Below are 24,520 nucleotides of genomic sequence, written 5' to 3'. Positions count from 1 at the left end.
CTGGTGGATTGGCAATGGCTCACACTCACTCTCAATCAAACATTTACGTGGACACTGTATAACTCCATCGAAGCCAGTATTCTTGTGATCCTGATCTTGCTCTGCCAGCAGCTCGGCAAAAAGCATTTTCCCATCCGCTGGCACCACGCGGTATGGTTCCTGCTTCTCTGGAAGCTCGCCGTTCCTTGGTCGATAGACAGCACGATCAGTTTGTATAACTGGCTGCCTACTTCGGCATGGGCATCCATTCAAGAAGCGCATCCGCCTACGGAACGGATTATTCTCGCTTCAGAGGCTTTGCATCCGCATGAATCTGCCCTTCAACCAGATGGCTCTCTAGCAAACGAAGCGAGCTTTTCTTGGATCAGCCTGCTTTCCCTCATCTGGATCGGCGGTGTCTTCACTTTCGCTATCACCATGACTCTCAGTACATACCGATTGCTCTCTCAGCTAAAAAACGATGTGTTCGTACAGGATGAGGCCATTTTGCGCGTCTTTTCCCAGTGCCAAAAACAGATGGGCATCACCAAATCCATTCCCCTGCGCGTGAGTCATCAGCTGACAAGCCCTGCCTTGATGGGAATCTGGCGAACGCAAATCTGGCTGCCGGAAAATCTGTTGGACAAGCTCAACGAGCATGAGCTGCGCCACATCTTTTTACATGAGCTGGCGCATTGGAAAAGACGAGATATTCCTGTGAACAGCATCATGAGCGTGCTGCTGATCCTCAACTGGTTCAATCCGCTGTTATGGTACGCTGCTTCCCGCATGCGTCAGGACCAAGAAATGGCTTGTGATGCCTTGGCTTTGACTTATTTGCAGGAGTCAGAGGTACCTCGCTACGGATACACCATGATCAAAATGCTCGAGCTGTATGCCCGCCCCAAACAAATTCACTTCACAGTCGGGTTCTCCAGCTCCAAAAAACAGGTGAAAAGGAGAATAGAAATGATTCGTCACTTTCAAAAACGGGCGTATACGTGGACCCTATCTGGTATCGTGGTCGTCATGGCTTTAGGCGTCTTCACTTTGACCGATGCAAAAAAAGCACTAGGGAACGAGCAGGCCTTCGTCGTCCCCGCAGAAGGGGAAAGTAGGAGGGACTTTACTGATCCAACCATCCTCTCGATTATCAACAAGCTGAACACACCGGTTAAAGCAGCCGCGGCAGGTAAAGTGCTCAAGGCCGAATACAATATAAAAATGGGCAATCAGGTCATTCTGGAGCATGAAGGTGGGTATCAAACCGTTTACTCTCATTTGGAAAAGCTGGAGGTCACCGCTGGAGCTACCGTGACCCAAGGCCAGCTTATTGGCCTGTTAGGTAGTACGGGACGCAGCACGGGACCGCATCTTGCTTTTCAGGTTCTCGAAAATGGTATACCCGTTGACCCGACGAAGCTGTTGGCAGACATAGAAGCAAAAGAATAAAGAAATAAAGACGAAAGGCCACAGAAAAAACATCTGTGGCCTAACTTGTTACTCGCTGTGCTATAAACGAAAATGCTGTTTCGCCAGCTCTTTGAATCTCGCGTTGTCGATTTCTTCTTTGGTAACGACTCCATCCACCCACTGTGTAAAGGTCGTATTCGTCAACGTGACATTGCCTCTCTCTGTAAGTTGCGTTAGCAACGCGCTTTTGTTAAAGGGAGACTGTTCGTGTTCGGCGATGATCGTCTGAATCTCGTTTAAATCCGTTTCATCCGTCACCAGCTTCTGCGAATCAAACGTATAGCCAATCCGCCAGTCCGTATCCTTGTGCCGCAGCTTCATTTCAAGTACATAATCGCCATACTCCGTCTGCTCTTTCTTGATCCGAAATTCACCATTGCGGGAAGAAACGGTCTCCCCCGTTAACGGAACAGGCTTCAACGGCAGGTTCGAACCGAAGCCCGTGTCGAGCAAATACGTTTTCCCCTCATATGTAAGCAAAATCGTGGCATGCGTTCGGCCAATCGTGTAATACTCCCCAACGTCTTGCCTGTAAACAACTCCGCGAATCAGATGGGCGTCAAAGCCATTTTCCAGCAAGAAGTAATACAGCATCGGATTGAGCTCGTAGCAAAGACCGCCTTCGTTTCTGACCAATATCTTCTCCATGATGGATTGTCTGGAGATTAGACTCGTTCGCTCTTCCACAATGCACAGGTTTTCAAAAGGAATCGCCAATGCTGTCAGATCTAGGAGGCGATCCAATGTATCGAAGGTAATCGCTTCATTTTCAGGCATACCGATTCTTTTCCGAAATAAGGCATTCAGCTCACTCATGCTTCTTCCTCCCATATCGTTTCTCCCACAAGTTTACACCAAGCTCCTGTCCGAATTCCTTAAATACCGAGCAGCTTTAGCTTCCGATACAAAGTACGGAGCCCGATCCCGAGTTCTTCTGCCACCCGCTGCTTCCCTTTCAAATCATTGCCGTGCTTTTGCAGCGAAGCACGAATGGCGTCCGCTTGTGCATCGGCGACCCTCGCTTTGATAGCTGGGCCTGAATGCGAAGGAGCCACTGGAGGACGAGCACGAAGACGCGGAGGCAAGCTGTCCGCAGTCAGTACACTGTCTTGCTCCATGTTCATGGCGTACTCGATGGCGTTTTCCAGCTCCCGCACATTGCCCGGCCAGTGATAGTGCGTGAGCAGATTGATCGCCTCTCGTGCTATTCCGAAGAAGGTGCGTCCTGCTTGCTCTCCGTACTTCTCCATAAATGAAACAGCCAAGAGCTCGATGTCTTCCTTGCGCTCTGCGAGTGACGGGACATGTATCGGAATGACGTTCAACCGATAGTACAAGTCGGCACGAAACGCTTTTTTCTCCACGAGCTCCTCCAGGTTCTGATTCGTCGCCGCGATAATCCGTACATTGATGGGAAACGACCGCGTGCCGCCGATTCGTTCCACGACCTTTTCCTGCAAGACGCGCAGCAGCTTTGCCTGCAACGAGAGCGGCATATCGCCGATTTCATCCAGAAACAGCGTACCTCCCTCTGCCATTTCGAACCGTCCTGGCTTTCCTCCCTTTTTGGCTCCAGTAAACGCGCCGTCCTCGTAACCGAACAATTCGCTTTCGAACAAATTTTCTGGAATGCTGGCACAATTGATGGCGACAAACGGGTAGTAAGCGCGCGTGCTTGCCTCGTGAATCGCTTTTGCCAGATGCCCTTTGCCTGTCCCTGTTTCGCCGGTAATCAGTACTGTGGAGCTGCTGTTGCCGATTTTCATCGCCATTTCTTTGACCTGTTTGATGGCTGGGCTGTTTCCCACGATTTGAGCAAGGCTATCCGCTTTGCCAGACGAACGGCTCCCTTGATAATCGATCAAACGCGGAGTGGTTAGCGATCCCCTCTGCACGCGAAGCACGCCGCCAATGAGCTGATTGTTGACGATGATCGGCGTGGCCTCGGTCGGAGCATCGAGCTTGTCAACGAGACAATTGGCGATTGGCAAAGAGTGCGCGGCCATCCCAGATAATGACGGCAGCAGCATCCGTGAAATCTCCGCTGGCAGCAGCTCGTGCTGGGACAGCAGTCTGCGAGCGCTGGCGTTCGTGTGAATAACATTGCCACTTCGGTCAAATGTGAAATACGCATCGGCAACGGTATCCAGCGCTCCCTCCAACAGCCGCATGGATTCATCAGACGATTCGATCTGTCCCGGCGCATGAGACTGTACAATCACCGTAATCATCTCGCTGATTTCTGTCAGGATTTGCTGGTATCTCTCTGTATGCTTGGACAGGCGATTTTGACCTTCCTTCGTAAAGGATGTGAGAGAAACGACCCCGATTGCATGATTGGCAACCTTAATAGAAGACAGCAGCTCGACTTTGGCGGGACAGCTGTCAAGAAAACGGCAGCCTTTGCACATTTCCATGGAGCCGGGTTTGTCTACCACATACTGTCCTTTTGCCAACACGAATTCAATCGAGGGCACATGCACATTTTCGCCTTTTTGTTTCAAATACCGTTCCGTACTCACGACCAAGAGACCGCGCTCGTTAATCACCGCAGCATCCACGTTCAATATATCTGAAATGCTTGTAATGACCTTTTCGATGGCTGGTTTGCACAGATCCAACGAAACCATGGATTTCCTCCCTGTTTATTGTCCTTACTCTCTATTTTATGAAATATTTAGATAGTTCACAAATATTTTGCCACTGATGCTTGCCAATAATGACAACTCATTGCCATTTTTGTCACCGCTGTGACGGTACGAAATACAGTCGGAGCCTCGTAAAATCGGCTTTTTTGCGATCAAGCAAGGAGCATGTTACTCGGCGGGGGTCAATTCACACTTGGCACAGCGATTGCATTATAAACCTTTCAACTAGGGGGAGTGATCGACCATGGTAAACACGAACGAGGTATTCAATCTGCAAGGAAAGGTAGCCTTGGTGACAGGTGCTGCTTCCGGTATCGGACTTGCAACAGCGAAACGACTGGCCCAATTCGGAGTAAACGTCATGCTGCTTGATATCAATGAGGAGCTCGGGGAAAAGGCGGCACAAGAAATCGTAGCCGCGGGCGGGTCAGCCCGTTATTTTACATGCAATGTAGTTTCCCAACAGGATTGTCGTGAAGTAACGCAAGCGATCGAGGAAGCATACGGTCGCATCGATATTTTGTTCAACAACGCAGGCGTGATCAGAAGAAAGACGGTCGTCGAGCTGGAAGAGGACGATTGGGATCTGGTCGTCGATGTCTCCTTGAAGGGGGCTTACAACCTCTCCAAATTCGTCATTCCGGTCATGGCGAAAACAGGCGGAGGCAGCATCATTAACACTGGCTCTGGCTGGGGCATCAAGGGCGGTGACAAGGCTGCAGCCTACTGTGCGGCAAAAGCTGGCGTCGTCAACCTGACGCGGGCAATGGCGATTGACCACGGTCCGGAAAACATCCGTGTAAATTGCGTGTCACCCGGCGATACCGACACACCTCTGTTGCGAGAAGAAGCGCGCCAGCTGGAAAAGGAAGAAGGAGCATTCCTCGTCTCCTCCGCCCAAGGACGTCCGCTGGAGCGTCTCGGTTCTCCCCAAGATATTGCCAATGCTGTCCTGTTCTTTGCCAGCGATCTGTCATCCTGGGTGACGGGTTCCGTGCTGGTCGTCGACGGCGGCGGTTTGGCTTAATGTATCGTTAATCCGACTGAATATTCCAACGAAGAGATGGAGGAACCATGAGATGAGCGTACAACGTTTTGCCCACCCGTATATTCCGAATTCTGCCCCTGAAGTCAAAGAGAAAATGCTTGCTGAAATCGGCCTTTCCAGTATCGAGGATATCTATGCGGACATTCCCGGGGAGCTGCGCCTAAAAGAAAAAATGAACATCCCGAAAGCATTGACCGAATACGAGCTGGAGCGCCACGTCAACCAACTGATGAACAAAAACAAAACCACAAAAGAAAATATCAGCTTCCTCGGCGCAGGCTGCTGGCCGCATTTTGTTCCGGCTGTCTGTGATGAAATCAACTCCCGCGCGGAGTTTGTGACGGCGTATGCTGGTGAGCCTTATGAAGACAAGGGGCGCTTTCAGGCGTTGTTCGAGTACCAGAGCCTCGTAGCTGAGCTGGTCGATATGGATGTCGTGAACGTTCCGACCTTTGACTGGGCACAGGCTGCTTCTACTGCTCTGCGCATGGCGGCACGCATCACTAAACGCACAGAGCTTTTGGTCTCGAAAAATATCCATCCCGACAAGCTCTTGATCATCAAAAACTATACGTCTCCTGATCTTACCGTCACCTTGATCGATTTTGAGAACGAAACAGGCAGACTTGACCTGAATGATCTAAAAGCAAAGCTCAGTGTAGATACAGCAGCGGTTTACTTCGAAAATCCGACCTTCCTCGGCTCCGTGGAAGTAAATGGACAGATGATCGCGGACTTGGCTCATGCAGCCGGTGCCATTTGCGTAGTCGGCGTCGATCCCATCTCTCTCGGCGTGATGGAATCTCCGGCGAATTACGGCGCGGACATCGTGTGCGGAGATTTGCAGCCGCTTGGCGTACACATGCATTACGGCGGCGGGCAATCCGGCTTTATCGCGACCCATGACGACCCGACCTACGTCATGGAATATCCGTCCCGCCTGTTTGGAATCGCTCCGACAGAGGTCGAAGGCGAATACGGCTTCGGAGATGTCGCATACGACCGCACTTCTTTTGCCAAACGTGAAAAAGGCAAGGAGTCCGTCGGAACGCAAACCGCGCTATGGGGCATTACCGCAGGCGTGTACTTGGCGACGATGGGACCTGTGGGCATGGAAGAAGTCGGGCAAGGCATCATGCAGCGCTCCCAATACGCCGCCAAACAGCTCTCTTCCATTTCCGGGGTCGAGGCCAAATTCGCCGCTCCTTTCTTCAAGGAGTTCGTGATCGACTTCTCGCAAACAGGCAAAACCGTCAAAGACATCAACGCTGCGCTTCTCGCCAAAGGCATTTTCGGCGGTGTGGATTTGACCGAACACTACCCGGAATTGGGTCAATGTGCGCTCTACTGCGTCACAGAGGTTCATACCCAGGAGGATATCGATACGCTCGTTACTGCTATAAAAACCATCGTGTAAAAGGAGGAAACCGCCCATGAAAACATCCGAAGGAACTATCGACAAAATGAAACGGATTCCGAGAGACCATAAGGTACGCCGCTTCCACCAAGCAAAGTGGGATGAGCCTGTCATTTTCGAGCTGAGCCAGCCCGGTGAGCGTGGCGTCGAGGTACCACCCGTCGAGCCGCAAATCGTGGAGAGCGTAGGTGATGGCATCTCTCAGCTGCCAGACAGCCTGCGCCGGAAAAAACGGCCGAATCTTCCCGAGATCAGTCAGTACCGCGTGATCCGCCACTACTCCCGCATTTCGCAGGAAGTGCTGGGGTCGGATTTCAACGTAGAGATTGGGCAAGGCACCTGCACGATGAAATACTCCCCGAAAATCAATGAACGCTTCGTGCGCTCCCCGAAAATGGCGGAGCTGCATCCGCTGCAAGACGAGTCTACTGTCCAAGGGATGCTGGAGATAACGTATCAGCTCGATCTATATCTTCGCGAGATATCGGGAATGGACAAATTCTCGTTCCAACCGGGCAGCGGCACACAGGCGTTGTTTACCCAAGCCTCTATCGTGCGCAAATACCACGAATCTCGCGGCGAAGGAGAACAGCGCAACGAGTTTATTACCACCCATTTCTCCCATCCGTCCCAAGCCGCGACGGCAGCAGTCAAAGGCTTCAAAATCATTTATGTACCTGCCGATGAAAACGGCTACCCTGATCTGGAAGCGCTAAAGGGCCTCGTCTCGGAGCGAACCGCTGCCTTTGCTGTAGCGAATCCAGAGGATACAGGCATTTACAACTCCCGCATCAAGGAGTTCACAGACGTCGTTCACGCCGCAGGGGGGCTATGCTGCTACGACCAAGCAAACGCCAACGGCTTGCTCGGTATTACCCGTGCGCTGGAAGCAGGCTTTGACATGTGCTTCTTCAACCTGCACAAAACCTTCTCCGTCCCACACGCTTGCGGCGGACCTGCAACAGGTGCCATCGGTGTCACTGCCGAGCTGGAGCAATTTCTCCCAGGACCGATTGTAGACTTCGACGGGGAGCGTTACTTCTATAAGCGTGATTTAAAAAACAGCATCGGAAAAGTCCGCAGCTTTTACGGGGTACCACCTGCTGTCCTGCGCTCCTACGCTTGGGTCCGTGCGCTTGGTGCTGACGGCTTGAGGGAAGTTGCCGAAATCGCTTGCCTCAACAACAACTATCTCTATCACAAAATCCTGCAAATCCGCGGTGCGAGCGCCCCCTATATACAAGGCCGACGCCTGGAGCAGGTTCGCTATAGCTGGCAGCAGCTAAAAGAAGACACGGGCGTCACGACCTACGATGTTCAGCGCCGGATGGTCGACTTTGCCCACCATTACTGGACCAGTCACCACCCATATGTCGTGCCGGAGCCGTTTACTCTGGAACCGACGGAGTCCTACTCTATGGCAGAGCTCGATGAATACGTCGCGGCACTGGCTCATATCTCGCAGGAAGCCTATGAGAATCCAGAGATTGTAAAAACAGCGCCGCACCATAGTACAGGTCACCGCGTCCTAGAATCTGTACTCGATGATCCTGATCAATGGTGCATCACATGGAGAGCTTATTTGAAAAAGACGGCACAAGGGTAAAAAGAAAGAAACGCCAGCACTTGTTGTATACCGTGCTGGCGTTCTTTTCGTTGGGGACGTTTCTTTTAGAACTGATTCGGGAACTGCTTAATGATGCCAGCTGTCAGCACATCAGCGAACGAGATGATATGATCCTCACCTTGATCAAATGCAACAATATCCGCTTGCCAGTCTTTTCTCAATCTCGCCTGGAGATTATCATTGAGCAGCTTCAGATGCGTGTACATCATCTCTTTTAATTCCTTCTCGGTCCAATTGGGGTTAGCGCTGCTTAAGAACTTGGCGATATCATCCGCATTCCGGTGCCAGTCCTTATCGAGCTTTGCCACAGCAGCCTGATCGCCTTTTTTGGCTGCGTCAATGATTTTGCCGCCTATCATAATATGCTCCGTCAGCAAATCGGTAAGCTTTTTACCTGCTTCCTCTCCGTAATACGGCTTCATTGCGTTCCCGATGTCCACCTGGTTTTTCAAGAGTCGTGCAAGTACGGCGTCTTTGTCTTCCAGCCCTGCCAAAGCGCTGACCATATATTGATGGTCCCATTGCAAATGGTCGATCCAGAGCTTTCTCATATCCCCTTGCAGCTTTACTTCTTTCGGCTTTATACATTCTGCCAGCTGTACATTTCCTTGTGATTCCTTGGCTTCTGCCATGCCCGGCACACCAAGCAAAGCGAGGCACATCAATAACAGCGTTACTTTTTTGAGTAGTGAAATCATTTATTCCTTCTCCTTTTCTGGTAAATAGTGAATCCCGCTGTTATTTTGAGCAAATTTGACTTTTTCATGCGTCCAACACATCCGTCCTGCAAATTGACACTTGTCGGAACCATCCTTATAGTTGTCTTATCAACAGTTGCTCTGACTGCCTAACCTAGGAGGTTTCGCAATGAAATTGGATGAGTATATCGGTGTCATCGTGAAACGAACGGATTTAAAACTGAACAACTATTATCAAAAAGTATGCAATCCGTATAACATCACCATCGATCAATGGATGATTTTTGTCGTGTTATGGGAAGAAGAAGGTTTGACCCAGAACGAGTTGGCAGAACGCACCTATAAAGATAAAACGAATATCGCGCGGATGCTCTTTCTCTTGGAAGAAAGAGGGTTCATTCATCGCGAAACAGATAAAAAGGATCGACGCTCCCTTCGTGTCTATCTGACGGAAAAAGGGCGACTTTTAAAAGACGAGGTCCTTCCTCCCTCCATTGAAGCGTACGAGAAAACCATTGCAGGATTGACCGAAGAAGAAGTGAACCAATTTCGAAGAACACTCAATATCATTTATGAGAACGTGAAAAACTTTTGAACACTCCCTCCACCTACGCTTATGCTTAGAGGTGGGGGATTCTTGGGTAGTCACCTCTACTGAAATGAAATGCGCCAAGCTATCCCTGTCGTCCCGACAGTTAAGTTGTTTCATACAACAAACGAAGTCCTTCACGCTCAATATTAATAGCTGCATTCTCGTCACGGTCATGCAGCGTCCCACAATTGGAACATGTCCATTCTCGCAAGTTCAGATTCTTGACGTCTTTGTTGCGGTTCCCACAATTTGGTGTGGAGCAGAGTTGGCTTGAGGGAAACCGTTTACCGATCACAGAGAGTGTTCGTCCATACCATTCCGCTTTGTAGGCAAGTAAGGAACGAAAGTGGACCATGACACATCAGTAATACTTTTCGCCAATTTGTGATTCTTAATCAGGTCGTTTACCTGCAAATCCTCCAAACAGATCACTTTGTTTTCGCGAATCAATTCGGTGGACAGTTTATGCAGGAAGTCTTTTCGAGTGTTGGCTACTTTTTCATGCAAGATCGCTACTTTACTTCTGGCTTTATCGTAATTTTTCCCACCTTTTTGCCTGCGTGAGAGCTTCCTTTGCCACTGAATCAGTTTCTTTTCATACATGCGAAGGTACTTAGGATTGCTGATCTTTTCCCCCGTGGAAAACGTAGCAAAATTTTTGAGGCCGAGATCGATGCCAATCGATTTCTCTTTATCTACTGCAGCATACGAAGAGTAAGCGACTTCACAAAGGACGGAAACAAAATATTTCCCAGTTGGATTCCTTCGTACCGTAACATTTAGAATCCGACCTTCTACTTCCCTGGATTTTGCGAATTTCACCCAGCCAAGCTTCGGCAGTATCATTTGGTTACCATCGATTCGGATATTTCCATTCGTATGTTTCGTCGTATAAGACTGGACTTTATTCTTCTTGCTTTTGAACCGTGGTGCTTCATTTTGTTTCTTGAAAAATCGTGTGAATGCATCTGCGAGGTTTTGGAGGGAGGATTGAAGTGCCGTGCTATCTGCATCATAAAGCCAGGGCAATTCCTTTTTTAACTGTGGCAGTTGAACCACACATGAATGGTAGGATAATCCTTTGCCCATTTGTTTGTAGGTTTCGTTCCAACGTGCAAGAAAACGATTGAACACAAAACGACTGCAACCCAATGTTTTCGAAATGAGTACTTCCTGTTTATGATTGGGAAAAATGCGAAATTGGAACGCTTTGAAACGTAGCATCATGATTCACCTCCTTCCATGAAAAGTGTATCACACAAGAACGTATGTTCCAAACAAATATTGGAAGAAAAAAAATCAACAGCTTTTTTTGCGGTGCTGACTTATCCCCCACTTTCGCCAAAGCTAGGCAAGGCTTAGAAGTGGGAATCTTCTCCGCTGTTTTGATAAAAACAAAACATATTGCAAGATGTCATTTTTTGTATATAATCAGTTGCTATAACAACAGTTTTTATAGCAACTTTAAAAGCAAAATATATGCAAAAGAGGAGTGAAAATGATGAGCAAAGAAGGCATTTGGAGCGCGCATTACCGGGCATTGACGATTGGTATTATTCTTGTAGTGACTGCTACAGCATTTGAAGGCTTGGCTGTCACGACAATCGCCCCCGGTCTTTCCCGAGAGCTACAGGGTGAGGATCTTTATGGGTGGGTATTCAGTGCTTATTTGTTGGCTCAGCTGATTGGAACCGTGGTCACAGGTCAATTCGTCGATAGAAAAGGGCCTGCCCAGCCTTTCATTGTCACTATCGTGCTCTTTGCTCTTGGCATTGTAGTTGCTGCAATTGCGCCAGATATGTATACTTTACTGCTTGGGCGAGTGATGCAAGGATTCGGAGCCGGTGCCTTGGTCAATTGCGTGTATACCATGATTACTTTGCGTTACCCTGATTCTCTTCGCCCTCAGATTCTTGCAGTCTTCTCCAGCGCTTATATTCTTCCAGGCCTGTTCGGACCGTACGTCGCCGGGATTATTGCTGAACAGTTGTCGTGGAGATATGTCTTCTGGTTGATCCTTCCCTTTATCTTTCTGTCTGCACTCTTAACCACCCCCTCTTTTCGAGGCTTACAACCGCCAAAAACAAGCGCGGCAAACAATCGTAGTCTTCTTCTGCCTTTTTTCTTGGCCATAGGGACTGGTGCCTTGCTTTTTGGGCTCGGCAAAATTCCCTCCATCTACGGTTTCCTGCTGTCCATCGCGGGTTTGCTCACCCTCAGTGTCCCGTTGTATAAGCTGATGCCTAAAGGAACGCTCCTCGCACGCTCAGGTTTACCTGCCGTCATCGCGTCTCGGGGTCTTTTTGTCGCTGCTTATTACGGCACACAAACATATCTCGTCCTTGGACTCACTACGATTTTAGGATTAACCGCCAACAAAGCTGGTTTAGCTGTTGCCTCCGCAGCAATCAGTTGGTCGCTGGCAGCCAATGTACAAGCAAAGCTGGACAAGAAAGACCAAGGGGTTGGCCGAAAAAAACGAATTATCATAGGCCTCGTTATCATGCTCATCGGAGTCGCTTGCACCGTACCTCTGCCGTTGATTCACCAAGACCTTTTCGGTATCGTGGTCGCGATTTTTAGTCAGATCATTATGGGCTTCGGAATCGGTTTGGCTCACCCGACAAGCGGTGCTATTGCGTTTTCTCTTGCAAAAGCTGGTGAAGAAGGAAAAGTGTCTGCTGAACTATCTATCGCTGATACATTCACGCCTGCGATCGTCATTGGGGTGGGAGGAGCCATCATATCTGTGATGACTGCTTTTGCGTTTTCACTTTCAGTTGGTATTACCGTTTCCCTGCTCCTTCAGACGTTCATCGTCATACTGGGGCTGGCATCTGCTGCTAGACTGGCGACACGTTCCGTACCTGTTCAAGAAAACAGGGACACCTTGGGATAGGTAGCCTCACGATTTAGATCGGGCGGTGCTGGCGGTGGCCACTAAGAAGAGTACAACGAGGTCATTAATAAATTTCTCACTGAATTACATCCACTTTTATCTTGCGGATTTTCTCATAGGAAGGCATTGAATACCTATAGTTGACAGAAGCTGATAACCAGGCGCTATTGTACGAAGAAACGCTCTCTGTAGCTAGTTTTATGGGTTTAGAATATTCGCTACTTCCTGAGGATAATCAGAAGTAGCAAAATCGCTTGTTACGAGTTGTACCTGCGGCAAAAATAGCCACACCCCCTGCAGGAAAACCATATTTCCTACAGGGGGTTATTAGTAACTTAAATATATCCCACATCTTATCAGGGCCAATCTCCTGTATGCGTATGATTTCATGGCTATTATGTAAGAAATTGAATTGCCTGACTTAAGGAGGTAGCTGTCATACGGAATCAAAAGCTCCCCGCTTACCTTTTGAGACAGTAGTCTTTAACCCTGAACATCGCCGTATAGAATGACTCGCGCAATGCCAATAAAGTATTCAGATTCCCTAATGATATGATCGAGTATCGTTTTGGCTATCGGATTATTCTTAGCAGCTGAACTATTAATTTTAATCTGACGGCACAGTTCAATAAATTTCATGCTTTCATCTAGGCAGTATGTTACAAGCTGGATCACCTGTTGATGAAGCTGAGCAGGGACATATTGACTGCGAATCACCGATTCTACGTAACTCACGACTTCTTGATGAGTTCCCGTCAGGGCTTGCTCCCATTGTTTTAGCGCCTCCACATATTGGTTCTCCAAATTTGTTAGAACCTGTCGAATGACAACAGTGTGCTCGCTCTCTTGCATTTTCCAAAATTCCGCTTCATCCAAAATCCGCAGTGGCATTTGTTGACCATAATAAAATTGCATCCTCATCCTCCCCTATTTTAGAATGCTCTCTTCTCACAATATGGGGAAAACGCGAGGGTTATGATGATCCATCCGTGCTGACATTGCATAACCGTAGCTTTGAAGCGGGCGATTCGTGTAAACCAATCACCCTATTCAGCCTCCTGCTTGTACCGGTTTTTTAATTCTTCGAGGCTTTTGTCTGTCTTGTGGAATCGTCTCTCCAGCCGATCCTGGACTACTCTGGGCAGTTCATTTTTCAAAATGTGTACAATATAAAACAAGGTTCCGATAATGACGAACATACTCAATGCCAAGGTGATTTCTGGAGTAATGACAAAAATGCACGCACCGCCTATCAAAATCGTCAATAGAATGTATCCAAACCATCTCCCCATGGTTCACTCCCCTTTACGATTCAGGAATCACCCATATTTTACCAAACGATATAATCACTTGTCCTTAAAAAAAGGGGGTGCCCTCCAGTAGTGATATCTACGTGAGGACACCCTGCTAATTCCAATCAACTTCCGTGTAACCTTTACCCAATAATCTTGGTCTTCTTCGCATTCTCCATCGACTTTTCAATGATTCCACTCAACGGACGCTTCAGCGCGAGCGCCACAAACAGGCTGATCCCAATAAAGCCGAATAGTACGAGTATATCCCGAATCGCCGTTTCCCAGAGGATGCCGCCCACCCCTTCACGCAACAGGCTGATCGCATACGTGAAGGGCATGTATGGGTTCAGCGCTTGGAAAAACGGAGCGGTCATGCTGATCGGGAACGTACCGCCCGAGCTGGAGAATTGGAATACCATGAAGATGATCGCTATGCCTTTGCCCACGTTGCCGAAGACGGACACCAGCGTGTACGTAATCGTGACGAACACCAGGCTGACCAGCATACCGAATAACACAAACGGAGCTTTATCCGCGACATAGGCCCCGAGGATGTAAATATCACCGAGCGTGACGAACAACGCCTGAAGCAGCCCGATTGTCACAAACGTCCCCAAGCGGCCGAGATACAACTGATACGGCTTGTACACTCCACCTGGATTTTCTGCATTCGGCTTCAGCAGAGAAATCAACAAGGTCGCACCTACCCAGAGAGACAGCACACCGTAAAACGGCGACATGGCCGAACCATAATTCGGAATCGGGTATAGGCGGTTTTCCTTGATCTGCACGGGACTTGCGAGGAATTCGCTCTCTTTTTTAATGTCGCCGCGCAATAGCTTGGCAAGGTCGGCGAAGTTGTTGTTCGCTTCGACTTCTCTCAGCTTGTCGGCGGCCTGCCCAATGGCACTCTCCAGCCTAGGCAGATCGTCGCGAACCAATGCAGCAACTCTGTGGACTCCTGCCTCCACCTCCGGGAGCTTGTAGCGCACAAAATCAGCCAGCTTGGTCAAATCCGCCTCCGCTTTGGGCAAATCATTCTGGACAAATGCCGCTGCCTCGTCGAGCTTTTTCCCGATGGCAGGAAGATTGCTCTTCAGGAATGGAGCTGCTACGCGAATGGCATTTGCAAAAGCATCTGACTTGCTTCTGAGCGTTTGCGCGAGCTCGTGGACTTTCGCCCGTATTTGCGGCATCTCCTGCTGGATTCGCTTCAATTCTGCCAATCCCAGCTCCAAGCCCGTCTTTGTCTCTTGGAGAATCGCTTCAATATCCGGGAGTTTTTCTTGGGCCTTGTGCAGTAGATCGGCAGATTCTCCTGTGATCACTTTCAGCCTATCAATGCCCTCGGAAATTTTCGGGACGATTTCGCTATCGTAACGGGACAGGATGTCTCCCAATTCCGCGCTAGTGTTTTTCGAGAGCTGATTCAAGCTCTCCACCAAATCTTTCGCAGGCTGCTTGCCTTTTTCCAGCGCGCTTGCAATCATGCCGAGAATCTCGATTTGCCGGTTCATTCTGTTCTCAATCGTGCGCAGCCTCTCTGCGAAATGACTCAACGGCTGTCCAGGAATATAACTGTTTACTTTCTCTATAATCGATGCGGTATGCCCCAAAACATTCGCAGCTCTGGATAACCTGTCTTTCACGGCATTTACCTCACCGGCAGTAGGCAGGCGATCCGGATTGATTTGCAGCAGCCTGTCCGTGAGCTGTGTGAGGGCATCCGCGGCTTGCTGGGCTAAGATGAGATTTTGCTTGATCAGCGGTGCTATCGTTTCAAAGGCACCGTCATGCTTTGTAAAAAAGTCATTGAGCTGATCGGCAACAGCCGCGCCTTTATCAGTCAGATCACCGATACGCGGCAACGCATCTTGAGCAGCCGAAACGATCTCAATGGCCTGACTCGCTTTTTCTGTGGCCGTAGTCACTGCGTTTGCGACCTTATCAAAATTTTGATCCAGCTCTTCTATTCGTCCAACGGCTTGCTCAATCACCGGTAGCTTGTCTTCCATCGCGATAATGACAGACGCCGCCTCATTGATTTTCGGCCAGTTTTGCTGGATTTTGAGCACGGCCTGCCCAGCTTGATTGATTTCGGGGATTCTTTTTTCCACTTCCAGAATGATCTGGGCTTTCTCGTGAATCTCGGGAAGTTTCTTCTCAATCTCCAATACTTTTTGCCCTGCGGCATGAATCACGGGAAGGTTTTTTTCCAGTTGGAAAACACCACTCTCGATTTTGCGAATGGTCGGCAATTGCTCTTCAATCTTAATGCCGATCTCTGTAAGCTTCGTCAGCAAGGCTTCACTGACGCTTTCCGTAAAACTCTCGTTGATCTGCTTGGCAATCGCCGAAACACCTGACGAGGTGATTTTGGGAGCGACGGCGTTCACTTTTTCATTGACCGTATAGATCACTTCAGGCTTGTTCAGGTTGCCATGGACTATTCCCGTGATTTTTGTGGAGAAGTCAGCCGGGATCAGAATGCTGGCATAATAATCGCCCCGCTCCACGCCCCGCCTGGCCTCCTCTTTGTCCACAAAGGTCCACCCTAGTTTCTGGTTGTTATGCAAGCTCTTTATGAGCTCGTCTCCGATGTTGACCTTTTTATCTCCAACCGTGGCTCCCTGATCCTCGCTCGTCACCGCCACCTTGACCCCTTGCGTATTGGCGTAAGGGTCCCATACTGATTTGATGTTGATCCAATCGTATAAACAAGGAATGAGAACGATGGCGATGATCAGAAAAATCCCAGTCGGGACCTTGAAAATGTTAATCCAGTCCGTTTTGTAAATCCTCCATATAGACCGCATGTATGTACCACCTAGTAGGAAAGAATGGATGAAGCATGACACTTACATGACAGTTTACCATGAAAGGAAATAGTCGGGAATGAGCTGTCAGTAGTAGCATGAGCTGCTGCACGCCAATTTATGAAGGACAAAAGCGATGGCTTTTCTTTTTACTTTCTCTTCTCTTGACGCACCAAATACAAGAAGTACGGAACACCGATGACCGCCGTCACAATACCCGCGGGAATCTCGATCGGAGGATTCAGTCCCCTCCCCAAAGCATCTGCAATGACGAGAATCAACGCGCCCAAAACCGCCGCACCTGGCAACAGATAACGATGCTGATGACCGAACAGCTTTCTCGCCATATGTGGCGCAATTAATCCCACAAAGCCGATCGAACCAATTGCCGCTACACATGCGCCTGCCAATGCAACCGCGAGCAGCAAGAGCATATAGCGTGTCCGCACGACATTCAATCCGAGCCCCGTAGAGCTTCCTTCATCCAGACTGATAATATCCAGCTTTCGATGCAGGACAAAGCTAATGGGAATGAATACGAGCAGCCACGGTAGCAAAGCGTAAATTTCATCCCAGCCTTTTCCCCACAAGCTCCCTGCCAGCCAGACAAGAGAATCATTGGCTTGCATCGGATACTTCACCATGATGAATTCCGTCAACGCTTGGCAGATCGCCCCTACTCCCATGCCGACCAAGGCAAACGTAGTTGGCTGTGCACCGCTTTTCCGAGCGAAATAGATAAGGGCAATCGCTACCGCCAATGCTCCCAAAAATGCGACAATCGGGAGAAGAAGCGGTGAAGCAGTCGGAAACAAAATGATGACAACAACCGCGAACAAGCCTGCACCTTTCGTTACCCCTACGACATCCGGAGATGCCAACGGATTACGGATCATTCCCTGCAAAATCACACCAGCGATCGCGAAGCCCGCTCCGGCAAGAATCGCAAGCAATGCCCGCGGCAATCGATAGTTTTCGATCATAAACGTAAGCGACGAAGATTCTCCCATGATCACCCGGATGATTTGATCAGGGCCGATAAAGATTGGGCCGATCCCCATGCTAAGTAATGCTGCTACTAAGACTAAGGCACATAGGGCCATCAGGAGCAGGGTATTTTTTCGCGAAGTCATACCATTTCCCTCCCCTTTTTTCTCGCCAAGTACAGAAAGAACGGGGTTCCCAGAAGAGCCGTTACAATTCCTACAGGAGACTCAAACGGATAGGAAATCAAGCGAGCCAGTACATCGGAGATTGTGACCAGGACAGCGCCACCGAGCGCAGACACAGGGATAACGACCCGATAGTCCGTACCTACGAGCCTCCTTGCGATATGCGGAACCATCAGTCCGACGAATCCGACAGCTCCGGCAACAGCAACAGAAGAGCCTGCCAAAATAACGACCACAACATAGGACAGCAGTCGGACGCGGGCGATCTTTTGTCCCAACCCCATCGCGACTTCCTCCCCCAGTCGAAAAACAGACAAAGAGCCGGACAGCCAGATCGCCAGCAGGAGTCCCACTATCGACCATGGCAAAATTAATTGCACATCCGTCCAAGCCGCTCCGCTAATGGAGCCAGACAACCAGTACAATACATTCGAAATGTGCTCGTTAAAAATAATAATTCCCTTCGTAATGGAGGTAAGCAGCAGGTGGATGGCCATTCCTACCAAAGCGATCTTGAGATTGGTCATCCCGCGGGAAGCTGCGAATCCAAAGACAACTAGTCCTCCGAGAATCGCTCCAGCAAATGCAAAATAGATGAGATTGGCTTTCCCGATATCCGCTAAAAACACAATCGCGAGTACGACCACCAGACAAGCCCCTGCATTCACGCCAAATACTTGCGGGGATGCCAGTGGATTGCGGGTAACGGCTTGCATCACCGCTCCTGCCACAGCCAAATTCGCCCCGATGATGGCTCCCAGCACGGCTCTCGGAACGCGGATGGTTTGGAAAATCAATAGCTCCTTGGAGTATTCACCCGATAGCCAATGCGTCACTAATGACCGAATCTCCAGCGAAGCTACTCCGGTAAACACGCTCAGCAACAAACCAATGAACAAGAGGATTGCCAATCCGATCATAATGAGGACGAAGGTACCTTTTCGTTGTCGTGTCGTTGTTTTCTGCAATACAAGCCACCTCGATCAACTACCACGTGCAGGAACACCGAAAAGACCAGATCAGCGATCGGTCTTTCCAGAATTTGCATCGTATGTGTTCTTATTTTTCCTTGCTATATAAGAGATTCACTGCCTCTTCCACAATGCGTTCTGCGGATTTTAGTCCACGATAGCGCGTCCAGAGGTCACGATTTACTTTGTGTACTTCCTGATTTTTGACTGCGGTGATATTGTTCCAGAGCGGATTTTGCTTCCATTCGTTCAACAGCGCGTCGTCGGCCTCCGCCAGGAAAATCACATCTGGGTCCCACTGTACCATTTGCTCCAGACTGATTTTTACCGTTGGTTCTGCCACATCTTGAATGGCATTTTTGATTCCAATCATCTCGAGCAATTCTCCATCGAATGATTTCGCACCATGTGCAGACAGCGAATCTGCGCGGAATACACCCAGCATGACATTGCGGGAATCCCCAGCCGGTACCCTCTTCTTAAACTCTGCGATGATTTCCTTGTGCTTGATCAGACGCTGTTCTGCTTCTTTTTGCTTGTTCAGCGCTTCCGCAATCGTGGCAAACGAGCTCAAGTTTTCCTGATACGTCGAGTTGCGGCTTTTCAAAATGATCGTTGGTGCGATTTTTTGCAAATCCTTGTAAATGTCCTTGTGGCGATTCAAATCACCGATAATCAAATCTGGCTGCAACGAGCTGATGACTTCCAGACTCGGCTGCTGGCGAGTCCCCACAGGGATATACTCGATTTTTTGACCGATCAATCCTTCTACGTCCTTATCCTTTTCCTGTGCGATTCCTACAGGCGTCACTCCCAGCTCCCATAGCCCGTCTACAAAGGAGTACTCCAACGCGACGACTCTTTTCGGGTCTCCGGTAATTTCCGTTTCGCCCAACTCGTGTTTCACAATGCGCTTTTGTGCGGTTTGCCCGCTATCTTGACCTGCTGCTGGCTGTTTTTGCTCTGCGCTGCCGCACCCAGTCAGCAATACCGTTCCTGCCAGTGCAAGCGTCCAAAGCATATGACCGAGACGTTTCATTCCGATTATTCGCTTCATCTTCTGTCCCTCACTTGATGTAATTGATAATGATTATTATTACCGATGAAATGCGTTTTTTATTGTAACAATCCGCTGCCGCAAATGAAACATTATGCTTATTAAACCTTTTACCGCAATAAAAGTGATTAACGTCATTTTGTTCATGCTCTGCTATTACGAAAAAAAGCCGTTACGCCTGAACCATCGACGTAAACGGCTTTTCGCCACGATGCTATTTGCTGTTTAGCGTATGACTTACTTCCGTCTTCATGCTCAGCTTCTCTAATGCTTCCTTGGCAGGCGCATGATTCTCCGCCATAGCCAACGCCATCCGATAAGCAGCCATAGCCTCCTCCACTTGACCCAATCCTTCGTAGCAAAGCCCTTTGTAATACCAGGCGTGAAAACTTCCCGATCCCCTCAAGGTCAGATGACGAATGTTGCTCTCACCTAGCTCCAAGCAGTGATCAAATGTCATCAATGCTCGTTTATAGTCCTTTTTCAAATACTGAATGATCCCTTTGTACAAATGCAAATCAACGTAGTCAGGATAAATCTCGATTGCCTTTTCAATTCCTGGCCACGCTCCCTCAGCACTGCCGATTGAGATCAACGTAGAGTATTTAAGCTTATAAAGAAGCGAAGGAGGCATCATATGGTTTTCGAGAAACCCGATAATAGACAGATTCACGAACTTGAACGTTTTCTCATGCTCCTGGATACGTGAGAATTCACTGGCAAGATGATACTCAATCCATGGAGAGTGGTCTTCTTTTTCCAATTCCTTCATAAGCAGCTGAATATTGCGCTCGAATTTGTTCTTTCTGCCAGTACATTCATTCATGTAGCCATAATGGTATATCCGTACAGGCAAGATTTGAATGTGGAGATCTTCGGTCAGATTGGGAAGAACCTCTTCTACGTTGAGCGTTTCATGGATGGGAAAATGGAAGCGAAAACCGATGCCATTGCGAAATAAACGTGAGTGAGCGATATGAAAAGCATCGTCTTCATTTATTTCATCTCCAATGTAATTTATTAGATGGATATAAAAAAGGGAATCTTCTTTACCACGAAGCAGCTCTTTCAATTTCATGCTGTCTTCCTGATTCATTTCTTCATCGGCATCCATCCACAAAATCCAGTCGCCTGTTGCTTTTTCCAGTCCAAAGTTTCGCGCTTCTGCGAAGTTATCCTGCCACTCATACGAGTGCACGACCGCTCCGAATGACTTGCCTATCTCTACCGTTTTGTCGGTACTCCCCGTGTCTACGATAATCATTTCATCCACAAGATTTTTCACGCTTTCCAAGCACTTGTGAAGGCACTCTTCTTCGTTTTTCACAATCATGCATAAGGAAATTTTGGGTGCCTCAGACATGCTGCTCATCTCCTTTAACACACATCACTGAGATCGTAGTCTATCCCCCCTTTACTCTATGAGTGGACTGCTCCTTTCAGAACGGCGCCATTTCCTTGGTATTCGAACCATTTGCTGGAGCCGCGCATAGGTAGTTGTAGGCAAATATCACAAAGAAAGCTGGGATCGTATCCATGCATGACTCATGTCCTTTGTGCAACAGCGCTCAGCTTGTGCTTTTCCACCAGTACGATACCTTCTCGCTCCTAACGTGCAAAGATTGTGATCTCGTCTTTCAACCTCACCCCGATCAAGTCAACGTGACACAGCTGGTTGCAGACATTTATGACGCGAGTTGGGTCTCCATGCGGGATCAATACGCCAAAAATACATTTACGGAACATGCGATCTTTCATACATTGCTGCTCGATATGTGGTTTTCGGAAAAAGGGAAGCTGCTCGAAATTGGTCCGGGAACAGGAGAGTTGTTATTCCTTGCTCGTGAGGCTGGGTGGGAGGTTGTTGGGGTAGAGCCGTCACACCAATCATGCGCATACGCCCAAGAGCGGTATGGGTTACAGCTGGTTCATTCGTTATGGAACCCCTCCGTTCTCGCCCCCGAACACATGGGTACTTTTGATGCCATCGTTTTTTGTCACGTCTTTGAGCATATTTCGCATCCGAAGCAATACCTTGAGGAATTGAAGGGGTTTCTTAAACCAGAAGGAAAAATTATTTTTAGCGTGCCGAACAAAAACTCGTTCACCAATAAACTGTTTGGGGTGTATTCCCCGCTGTATTCCGAGAATGACCACCTCTTTCATTACTCCCGTGACAATCTGATCTCACTGCTTCATCAAGGTGGCTGGGAGGTTCTTTCCATCTTTTCTCGAGAAGAAACGAACCGCTTGGAAAACCATCTGCGCAAGGCCACGCAAACATCTTTACCGATCCAGGACATCATGAAGCTAGCCGTGAACCTCCAGTCGACCTTCCAAGGCCATGAAATCTTCTGCATTGCAACACGACAAGCGCAGGAGGTGCAGCACGTAGATGACCAGAGCCAAACTGACTCTTTCCATGATTGTGAAAAATGAAGGCAATCGTTATTTGAGACAAGCGCTGGAAGCACATAAAGACTTTATTGACGCAGCTGTCATCATCGACGATGGCAGTCGTGATCATACTGTGGATCTCTGTAGAGAGGTTCTCGAGGGCATTCCTCTTCATCTGGTTCAAAACGCTACCTCTCAGTTCTCCAACGAGGTCGCCTTGCGCAAACAACAATGGCAAGAAACGATCCAGACTGATCCGGGATGGATTTTGAATCTGGACGCCGATGAAATCATGGATAACTCCTTTCCCTCAAAAGTCTCCGAGATTTTGGAACAGCAGACATACGAGGCGATTTACTTTCGTTTATACGATATGTGGAGCGAGACGCATTATCGCGAAGATGTGTATTGGAAAGCCCATCATTACTATCGTCCTTTTATGATCAAATATCGCCCTGACTTCCCATATATATGGAGGGAAACCCCTCAGCATTGCGGCAGATTCCCTCTCTCGATCAACCAGTTCCCTTACCTGTGCCATCCATCACGCGTGAAACATTTCGGTTGGGCCCGGCTAGAAGACAGGCAAAGCAAATACAACCGCTATCAGCTCCTCGACCCCGATTCCAGATATGGCTGGAAGGAACAATATGAATCGATCTTGGATCAGCATCCCAATCTGGTGGAATGGGTGGAATGAAGATGATCGTTCGCGATATCGAAAAGGCTTTGCAGCAGTCCAATTGTAATCATTGGCGATACAACTCACTCTCGTTGAGTAAACAGGCCCTCGTACATGCATGCCGTCATCTCAACAAAGAAAATGAGGAGTGCCGGGTGCTTCAGTTGGGTGGGGGTGACTCCGCACTTTTTTGGAAATCACTTGGCGAGCTTGAGCTGCTTCAGGTCCAAGCAACTATTGTGGAGCATCATCCGATTCGTGCAAAGGAAATCAAGGAGAGCCTAGGGGATGTACCGCATGTCGCTTTAAAGACCAGCTCCTTGAAGCAACTATCCGAAGCGGAATGGAACGAGGTCTTCGACAATCCAGAAGAGAGCAGGAGCTTGTGGCCTGCTATCGGACAGCGTGTTCCCGAGAATCAATTTGATCATTTCTCCATACAAAATGCCTTTTACGCCGATTTGGACCAACTATCGCTTTCGGTTCATTCCGTAGATGTGATGGTTGTAGACGGACCGCATGGCAACGGCCGCTCTCTTGCCTATCCACTATTTGTTAACACCCTCAAACCAGATGCACTTATTCTCGTAGATGATTTTGATCACTATCCCTTTTTGGCTCATCTCGGAAAAATCTATCACTACGAAGAACTTTTTCGAGAGATAGTCGGAAATCGCCGCTGGGTATTGGTAAGGCTCCAGGGAACCAAACATTAAAAGGGGATCACCGATTAATAACCCATGAGGTGATGATCATGTCCCAAGCATCGATCCCTACTATTACGCCTGTTATCTCGATTACACTTGGCCAAACCACTTCGCTATTGCTTGCCTCCATCGCATTAGAAGAACTGGCTTTGGCTCACATTCTGAACGCAGAGGCAGAAAAGCTCCAATTTGTTTTAGGCACCCTTGTTCCTGGGCTTGAACCACCCGCTACACTCTCCGACATCCTGCTCGTCCATGCAAGCGTTCGTCAAACGATACAAGATGTCATCAAAAAAGAAATCCTTCTCCAATTCAAATTGGAGAATATCGTGGATAACCTTCTTCCATAGATTCCCTCATGTAAAAATAGGCCTTATTCGAATGGAAACTATCACCATGCCACTGGTCCGGGTCAATTGATCCGGGCTTTGCCTTTTCCCCGCTCCCATGCGCATGTGTACAATTAAACAGTTCAGTGGGACACACACCTATGCATACACTTACCGTAGTTAAAACGAAGGGGGGATTGCTAGCGATCACACGTTTAGAAGTATGCGATAGGCCAAACGAGTAAACTAGTTACCCATTACTTCAAAGAGGTGATCACATGTCTCCACCTACCATCCCTAACATTACCCCAACGATTTCCGTTACGATTGAGCAATCGGTATCTTTACTGCTGACATCCATTGCTCTGGAAGAATTGGCTTTGGTGCATATTATGAATGCAGAGGCAGAAAAACTCCAGTTTGTGGTAGGTACATTAGGGATTACACCTGAGGTCGTTCCCACCATCTCTGACATTCTTGCCGTTAACAACAGTGTTCGCAGAACGCTGCAAGATGTCATCAAAAAAGAAATGCTCTTGCAATTCAAGCTGGAAAATGTGATTAGCATTATCCCGAGCGCCTCTACTTCCTTATCGGATGAATACGATTAAGTTGTCATATTAAGATCGCGGTTACATAACATGTACTGCGAGCAAGTTTCCATGTATTCACTATCAATTACGTGATCCTGTAACGATCCTATCGTTTTTAAG

The 24,520-nt window shown here is 48.5% G+C and carries 21 protein-coding genes and 1 pseudogene; 11 read left to right on the top strand and 11 right to left on the bottom strand.

The features are described 5' to 3' along the window. The first annotated feature begins 3 nt into the window (after window positions 1-3). Window positions 4-1,431: a M23/M56 family metallopeptidase gene (locus C7R91_RS22330; protein ID WP_047070157.1), complete on the top strand. Its 1,428-nt coding sequence runs from the start codon at window positions 4-6 to the stop codon at window positions 1,429-1,431. Window positions 1,432-1,491: 60 nt separating this feature from the next. On the opposite strand, the gene C7R91_RS22325 is transcribed toward C7R91_RS22330, so the two are convergent. Together C7R91_RS22325 and C7R91_RS22320 are read right to left on the bottom strand one after the other, a co-directional pair. After that, window positions 1,492-2,268: an arylamine N-acetyltransferase family protein gene (locus C7R91_RS22325; protein WP_047070159.1), complete on the bottom strand. Its 777-nt coding sequence runs from the start codon at window positions 2,266-2,268 to the stop codon at window positions 1,492-1,494. Window positions 2,269-2,327: 59 nt separating this feature from the next. After that, on the bottom strand, window positions 2,328-4,082 hold the full coding sequence (locus tag C7R91_RS22320) for a sigma-54 interaction domain-containing protein (RefSeq protein WP_047070160.1): 1,755 nt from the start codon (window positions 4,080-4,082) through the stop codon (window positions 2,328-2,330). Window positions 4,083-4,344: 262 nt separating this feature from the next. On the opposite strand from C7R91_RS22320, the gene C7R91_RS22315 reads away from it, so the two are divergent. From C7R91_RS22315 to gcvPB, 3 genes are read left to right on the top strand one after another with little or no spacing between them, the layout of a single operon-like run. Beyond that, a complete protein-coding gene (locus C7R91_RS22315) occupies window positions 4,345-5,127 on the top strand; it encodes an SDR family NAD(P)-dependent oxidoreductase (protein ID WP_047070161.1) in 783 nt (260 codons plus the stop codon). A gap of 52 nt (window positions 5,128-5,179) precedes the next feature. Next, a complete protein-coding gene (gcvPA, locus tag C7R91_RS22310; protein ID WP_047070162.1) occupies window positions 5,180-6,565 on the top strand; it encodes an aminomethyl-transferring glycine dehydrogenase subunit GcvPA in 1,386 nt (461 codons plus the stop codon). Between the two features lie 16 nt (window positions 6,566-6,581). Continuing rightward, window positions 6,582-8,171, top strand: a complete 1,590-nt coding sequence (gcvPB, locus tag C7R91_RS22305; protein WP_047070164.1) for an aminomethyl-transferring glycine dehydrogenase subunit GcvPB — start codon at window positions 6,582-6,584, stop codon at window positions 8,169-8,171. A 65-nt stretch (window positions 8,172-8,236) separates the two neighbouring features. On the opposite strand, the gene C7R91_RS22300 is transcribed toward gcvPB, so the two are convergent. Then, complete coding sequence (locus C7R91_RS22300; protein WP_047070165.1) at window positions 8,237-8,890, bottom strand: hypothetical protein; 654 nt, start codon at window positions 8,888-8,890, stop codon at window positions 8,237-8,239. A gap of 169 nt (window positions 8,891-9,059) precedes the next feature. On the opposite strand from C7R91_RS22300, the gene C7R91_RS22295 reads away from it, so the two are divergent. Further along, window positions 9,060-9,485, top strand: coding sequence for a MarR family winged helix-turn-helix transcriptional regulator (locus C7R91_RS22295; RefSeq protein WP_047070166.1), 426 nt, complete (start codon window positions 9,060-9,062; stop codon window positions 9,483-9,485). A 100-nt stretch (window positions 9,486-9,585) separates the two neighbouring features. On the opposite strand, the pseudogene tnpB reads toward C7R91_RS22295, so the two are convergent. Further along, window positions 9,586-10,706: pseudogene (tnpB, locus tag C7R91_RS22290) on the bottom strand (IS200/IS605 family element RNA-guided endonuclease TnpB). Window positions 10,707-10,983: 277 nt separating this feature from the next. On the opposite strand from tnpB, the gene C7R91_RS22285 reads away from it, so the two are divergent. Next, window positions 10,984-12,381, top strand: a complete 1,398-nt coding sequence (locus tag C7R91_RS22285) for an MFS transporter (RefSeq protein WP_047070343.1) — start codon at window positions 10,984-10,986, stop codon at window positions 12,379-12,381. Between the two features lie 483 nt (window positions 12,382-12,864). Here the strand turns inward: C7R91_RS22285 and C7R91_RS22280 are convergent, their stop codons facing one another. From C7R91_RS22280 to C7R91_RS22250, 7 genes are all read right to left on the bottom strand, one after another. After that, window positions 12,865-13,296, bottom strand: coding sequence for a DUF2935 domain-containing protein (locus C7R91_RS22280; protein ID WP_047070167.1), 432 nt, complete (start codon window positions 13,294-13,296; stop codon window positions 12,865-12,867). 131 nt (window positions 13,297-13,427) lie between these two features. Beyond that, window positions 13,428-13,673 (bottom strand): hypothetical protein, encoded by a 246-nt coding sequence (locus tag C7R91_RS22275; RefSeq protein WP_047070169.1) that lies wholly within the window; start codon window positions 13,671-13,673, stop codon window positions 13,428-13,430. Between the two features lie 143 nt (window positions 13,674-13,816). Beyond that, a complete protein-coding gene (locus C7R91_RS22270) occupies window positions 13,817-16,492 on the bottom strand; it encodes a YhgE/Pip domain-containing protein (protein ID WP_047070170.1) in 2,676 nt (891 codons plus the stop codon). A 149-nt stretch (window positions 16,493-16,641) separates the two neighbouring features. Then, complete coding sequence (locus C7R91_RS22265) at window positions 16,642-17,625, bottom strand: FecCD family ABC transporter permease (RefSeq protein WP_047070171.1); 984 nt, start codon at window positions 17,623-17,625, stop codon at window positions 16,642-16,644. After that, window positions 17,622-18,632, bottom strand: a complete 1,011-nt coding sequence (locus C7R91_RS22260) for a FecCD family ABC transporter permease (RefSeq protein WP_047070172.1) — start codon at window positions 18,630-18,632, stop codon at window positions 17,622-17,624. The genes C7R91_RS22265 and C7R91_RS22260 overlap by 4 nt, the downstream gene beginning before the upstream one ends. 91 nt (window positions 18,633-18,723) lie before the next feature. Further along, window positions 18,724-19,692: an ABC transporter substrate-binding protein gene (locus C7R91_RS22255; RefSeq protein ID WP_047070173.1), complete on the bottom strand. Its 969-nt coding sequence runs from the start codon at window positions 19,690-19,692 to the stop codon at window positions 18,724-18,726. 214 nt (window positions 19,693-19,906) lie between these two features. Continuing rightward, entirely contained in the window at window positions 19,907-21,055 is a 1,149-nt protein-coding gene (locus tag C7R91_RS22250) for a glycosyltransferase family 2 protein (protein ID WP_047070174.1), read from the bottom strand. Between the two features lie 173 nt (window positions 21,056-21,228). On the opposite strand from C7R91_RS22250, the gene C7R91_RS22245 reads away from it, so the two are divergent. From C7R91_RS22245 to C7R91_RS22225, 5 genes are all read left to right on the top strand, one after another. Further along, window positions 21,229-22,131, top strand: coding sequence for a class I SAM-dependent methyltransferase (locus C7R91_RS22245; protein ID WP_047070175.1), 903 nt, complete (start codon window positions 21,229-21,231; stop codon window positions 22,129-22,131). Continuing rightward, window positions 22,088-22,789 (top strand): glycosyltransferase, encoded by a 702-nt coding sequence (locus tag C7R91_RS22240; protein ID WP_047070176.1) that lies wholly within the window; start codon window positions 22,088-22,090, stop codon window positions 22,787-22,789. Before C7R91_RS22245 ends, C7R91_RS22240 begins: the two co-directional genes overlap by 44 nt. Then, window positions 22,786-23,487 (top strand): hypothetical protein, encoded by a 702-nt coding sequence (locus C7R91_RS22235; protein ID WP_236697866.1) that lies wholly within the window; start codon window positions 22,786-22,788, stop codon window positions 23,485-23,487. Before C7R91_RS22240 ends, C7R91_RS22235 begins: the two co-directional genes overlap by 4 nt. A 38-nt stretch (window positions 23,488-23,525) precedes the next feature. Further along, entirely contained in the window at window positions 23,526-23,828 is a 303-nt protein-coding gene (locus C7R91_RS22230) for an alpha-helical endospore appendage domain-containing protein (RefSeq protein WP_047070177.1), read from the top strand. Window positions 23,829-24,085: 257 nt separating this feature from the next. Next, window positions 24,086-24,418 (top strand): alpha-helical endospore appendage domain-containing protein, encoded by a 333-nt coding sequence (locus C7R91_RS22225; RefSeq protein WP_047070178.1) that lies wholly within the window; start codon window positions 24,086-24,088, stop codon window positions 24,416-24,418. Window positions 24,419-24,520 lie beyond the last annotated feature (102 nt).

It is taken from the genome of Brevibacillus formosus (genome assembly GCF_003013405.1).
Classification (GTDB): Bacteria; Bacillota; Bacilli; order Brevibacillales; family Brevibacillaceae; genus Brevibacillus; species Brevibacillus formosus.
This window is presented reverse-complemented; position numbering and strand designations above follow the sequence as displayed.

Coding starts and splice junctions, on each gene's coding strand:
- C7R91_RS22325 (WP_047070159.1), bottom strand. CDS start 2,268: ATGAGTGAGCTGAATGCCTTATTTCGGAAAAGAATCGGTATGCCTGAA.
- C7R91_RS22320 (WP_047070160.1), bottom strand. CDS start 4,082: ATGGTTTCGTTGGATCTGTGCAAACCAGCCATCGAAAAGGTCATTACA.
- C7R91_RS22315 (WP_047070161.1), top strand. CDS start 4,345: ATGGTAAACACGAACGAGGTATTCAATCTGCAAGGAAAGGTAGCCTTG.
- gcvPA (WP_047070162.1), top strand. CDS start 5,180: ATGAGCGTACAACGTTTTGCCCACCCGTATATTCCGAATTCTGCCCCT.
- gcvPB (WP_047070164.1), top strand. CDS start 6,582: ATGAAAACATCCGAAGGAACTATCGACAAAATGAAACGGATTCCGAGA.
- C7R91_RS22300 (WP_047070165.1), bottom strand. CDS start 8,890: ATGATTTCACTACTCAAAAAAGTAACGCTGTTATTGATGTGCCTCGCT.
- C7R91_RS22295 (WP_047070166.1), top strand. CDS start 9,060: ATGAAATTGGATGAGTATATCGGTGTCATCGTGAAACGAACGGATTTA.
- C7R91_RS22285 (WP_047070343.1), top strand. CDS start 10,984: ATGAGCAAAGAAGGCATTTGGAGCGCGCATTACCGGGCATTGACGATT.
- C7R91_RS22280 (WP_047070167.1), bottom strand. CDS start 13,296: ATGCAATTTTATTATGGTCAACAAATGCCACTGCGGATTTTGGATGAA.
- C7R91_RS22275 (WP_047070169.1), bottom strand. CDS start 13,673: ATGGGGAGATGGTTTGGATACATTCTATTGACGATTTTGATAGGCGGT.
- C7R91_RS22270 (WP_047070170.1), bottom strand. CDS start 16,492: ATGCGGTCTATATGGAGGATTTACAAAACGGACTGGATTAACATTTTC.
- C7R91_RS22265 (WP_047070171.1), bottom strand. CDS start 17,625: ATGACTTCGCGAAAAAATACCCTGCTCCTGATGGCCCTATGTGCCTTA.
- C7R91_RS22255 (WP_047070173.1), bottom strand. CDS start 19,692: ATGAAGCGAATAATCGGAATGAAACGTCTCGGTCATATGCTTTGGACG.
- C7R91_RS22250 (WP_047070174.1), bottom strand. CDS start 21,055: ATGTCTGAGGCACCCAAAATTTCCTTATGCATGATTGTGAAAAACGAA.
- C7R91_RS22245 (WP_047070175.1), top strand. CDS start 21,229: ATGCATGACTCATGTCCTTTGTGCAACAGCGCTCAGCTTGTGCTTTTC.
- C7R91_RS22240 (WP_047070176.1), top strand. CDS start 22,088: ATGACCAGAGCCAAACTGACTCTTTCCATGATTGTGAAAAATGAAGGC.
- C7R91_RS22235 (WP_236697866.1), top strand. CDS start 22,786: ATGAAGATGATCGTTCGCGATATCGAAAAGGCTTTGCAGCAGTCCAAT.
- C7R91_RS22230 (WP_047070177.1), top strand. CDS start 23,526: ATGTCCCAAGCATCGATCCCTACTATTACGCCTGTTATCTCGATTACA.
- C7R91_RS22225 (WP_047070178.1), top strand. CDS start 24,086: ATGTCTCCACCTACCATCCCTAACATTACCCCAACGATTTCCGTTACG.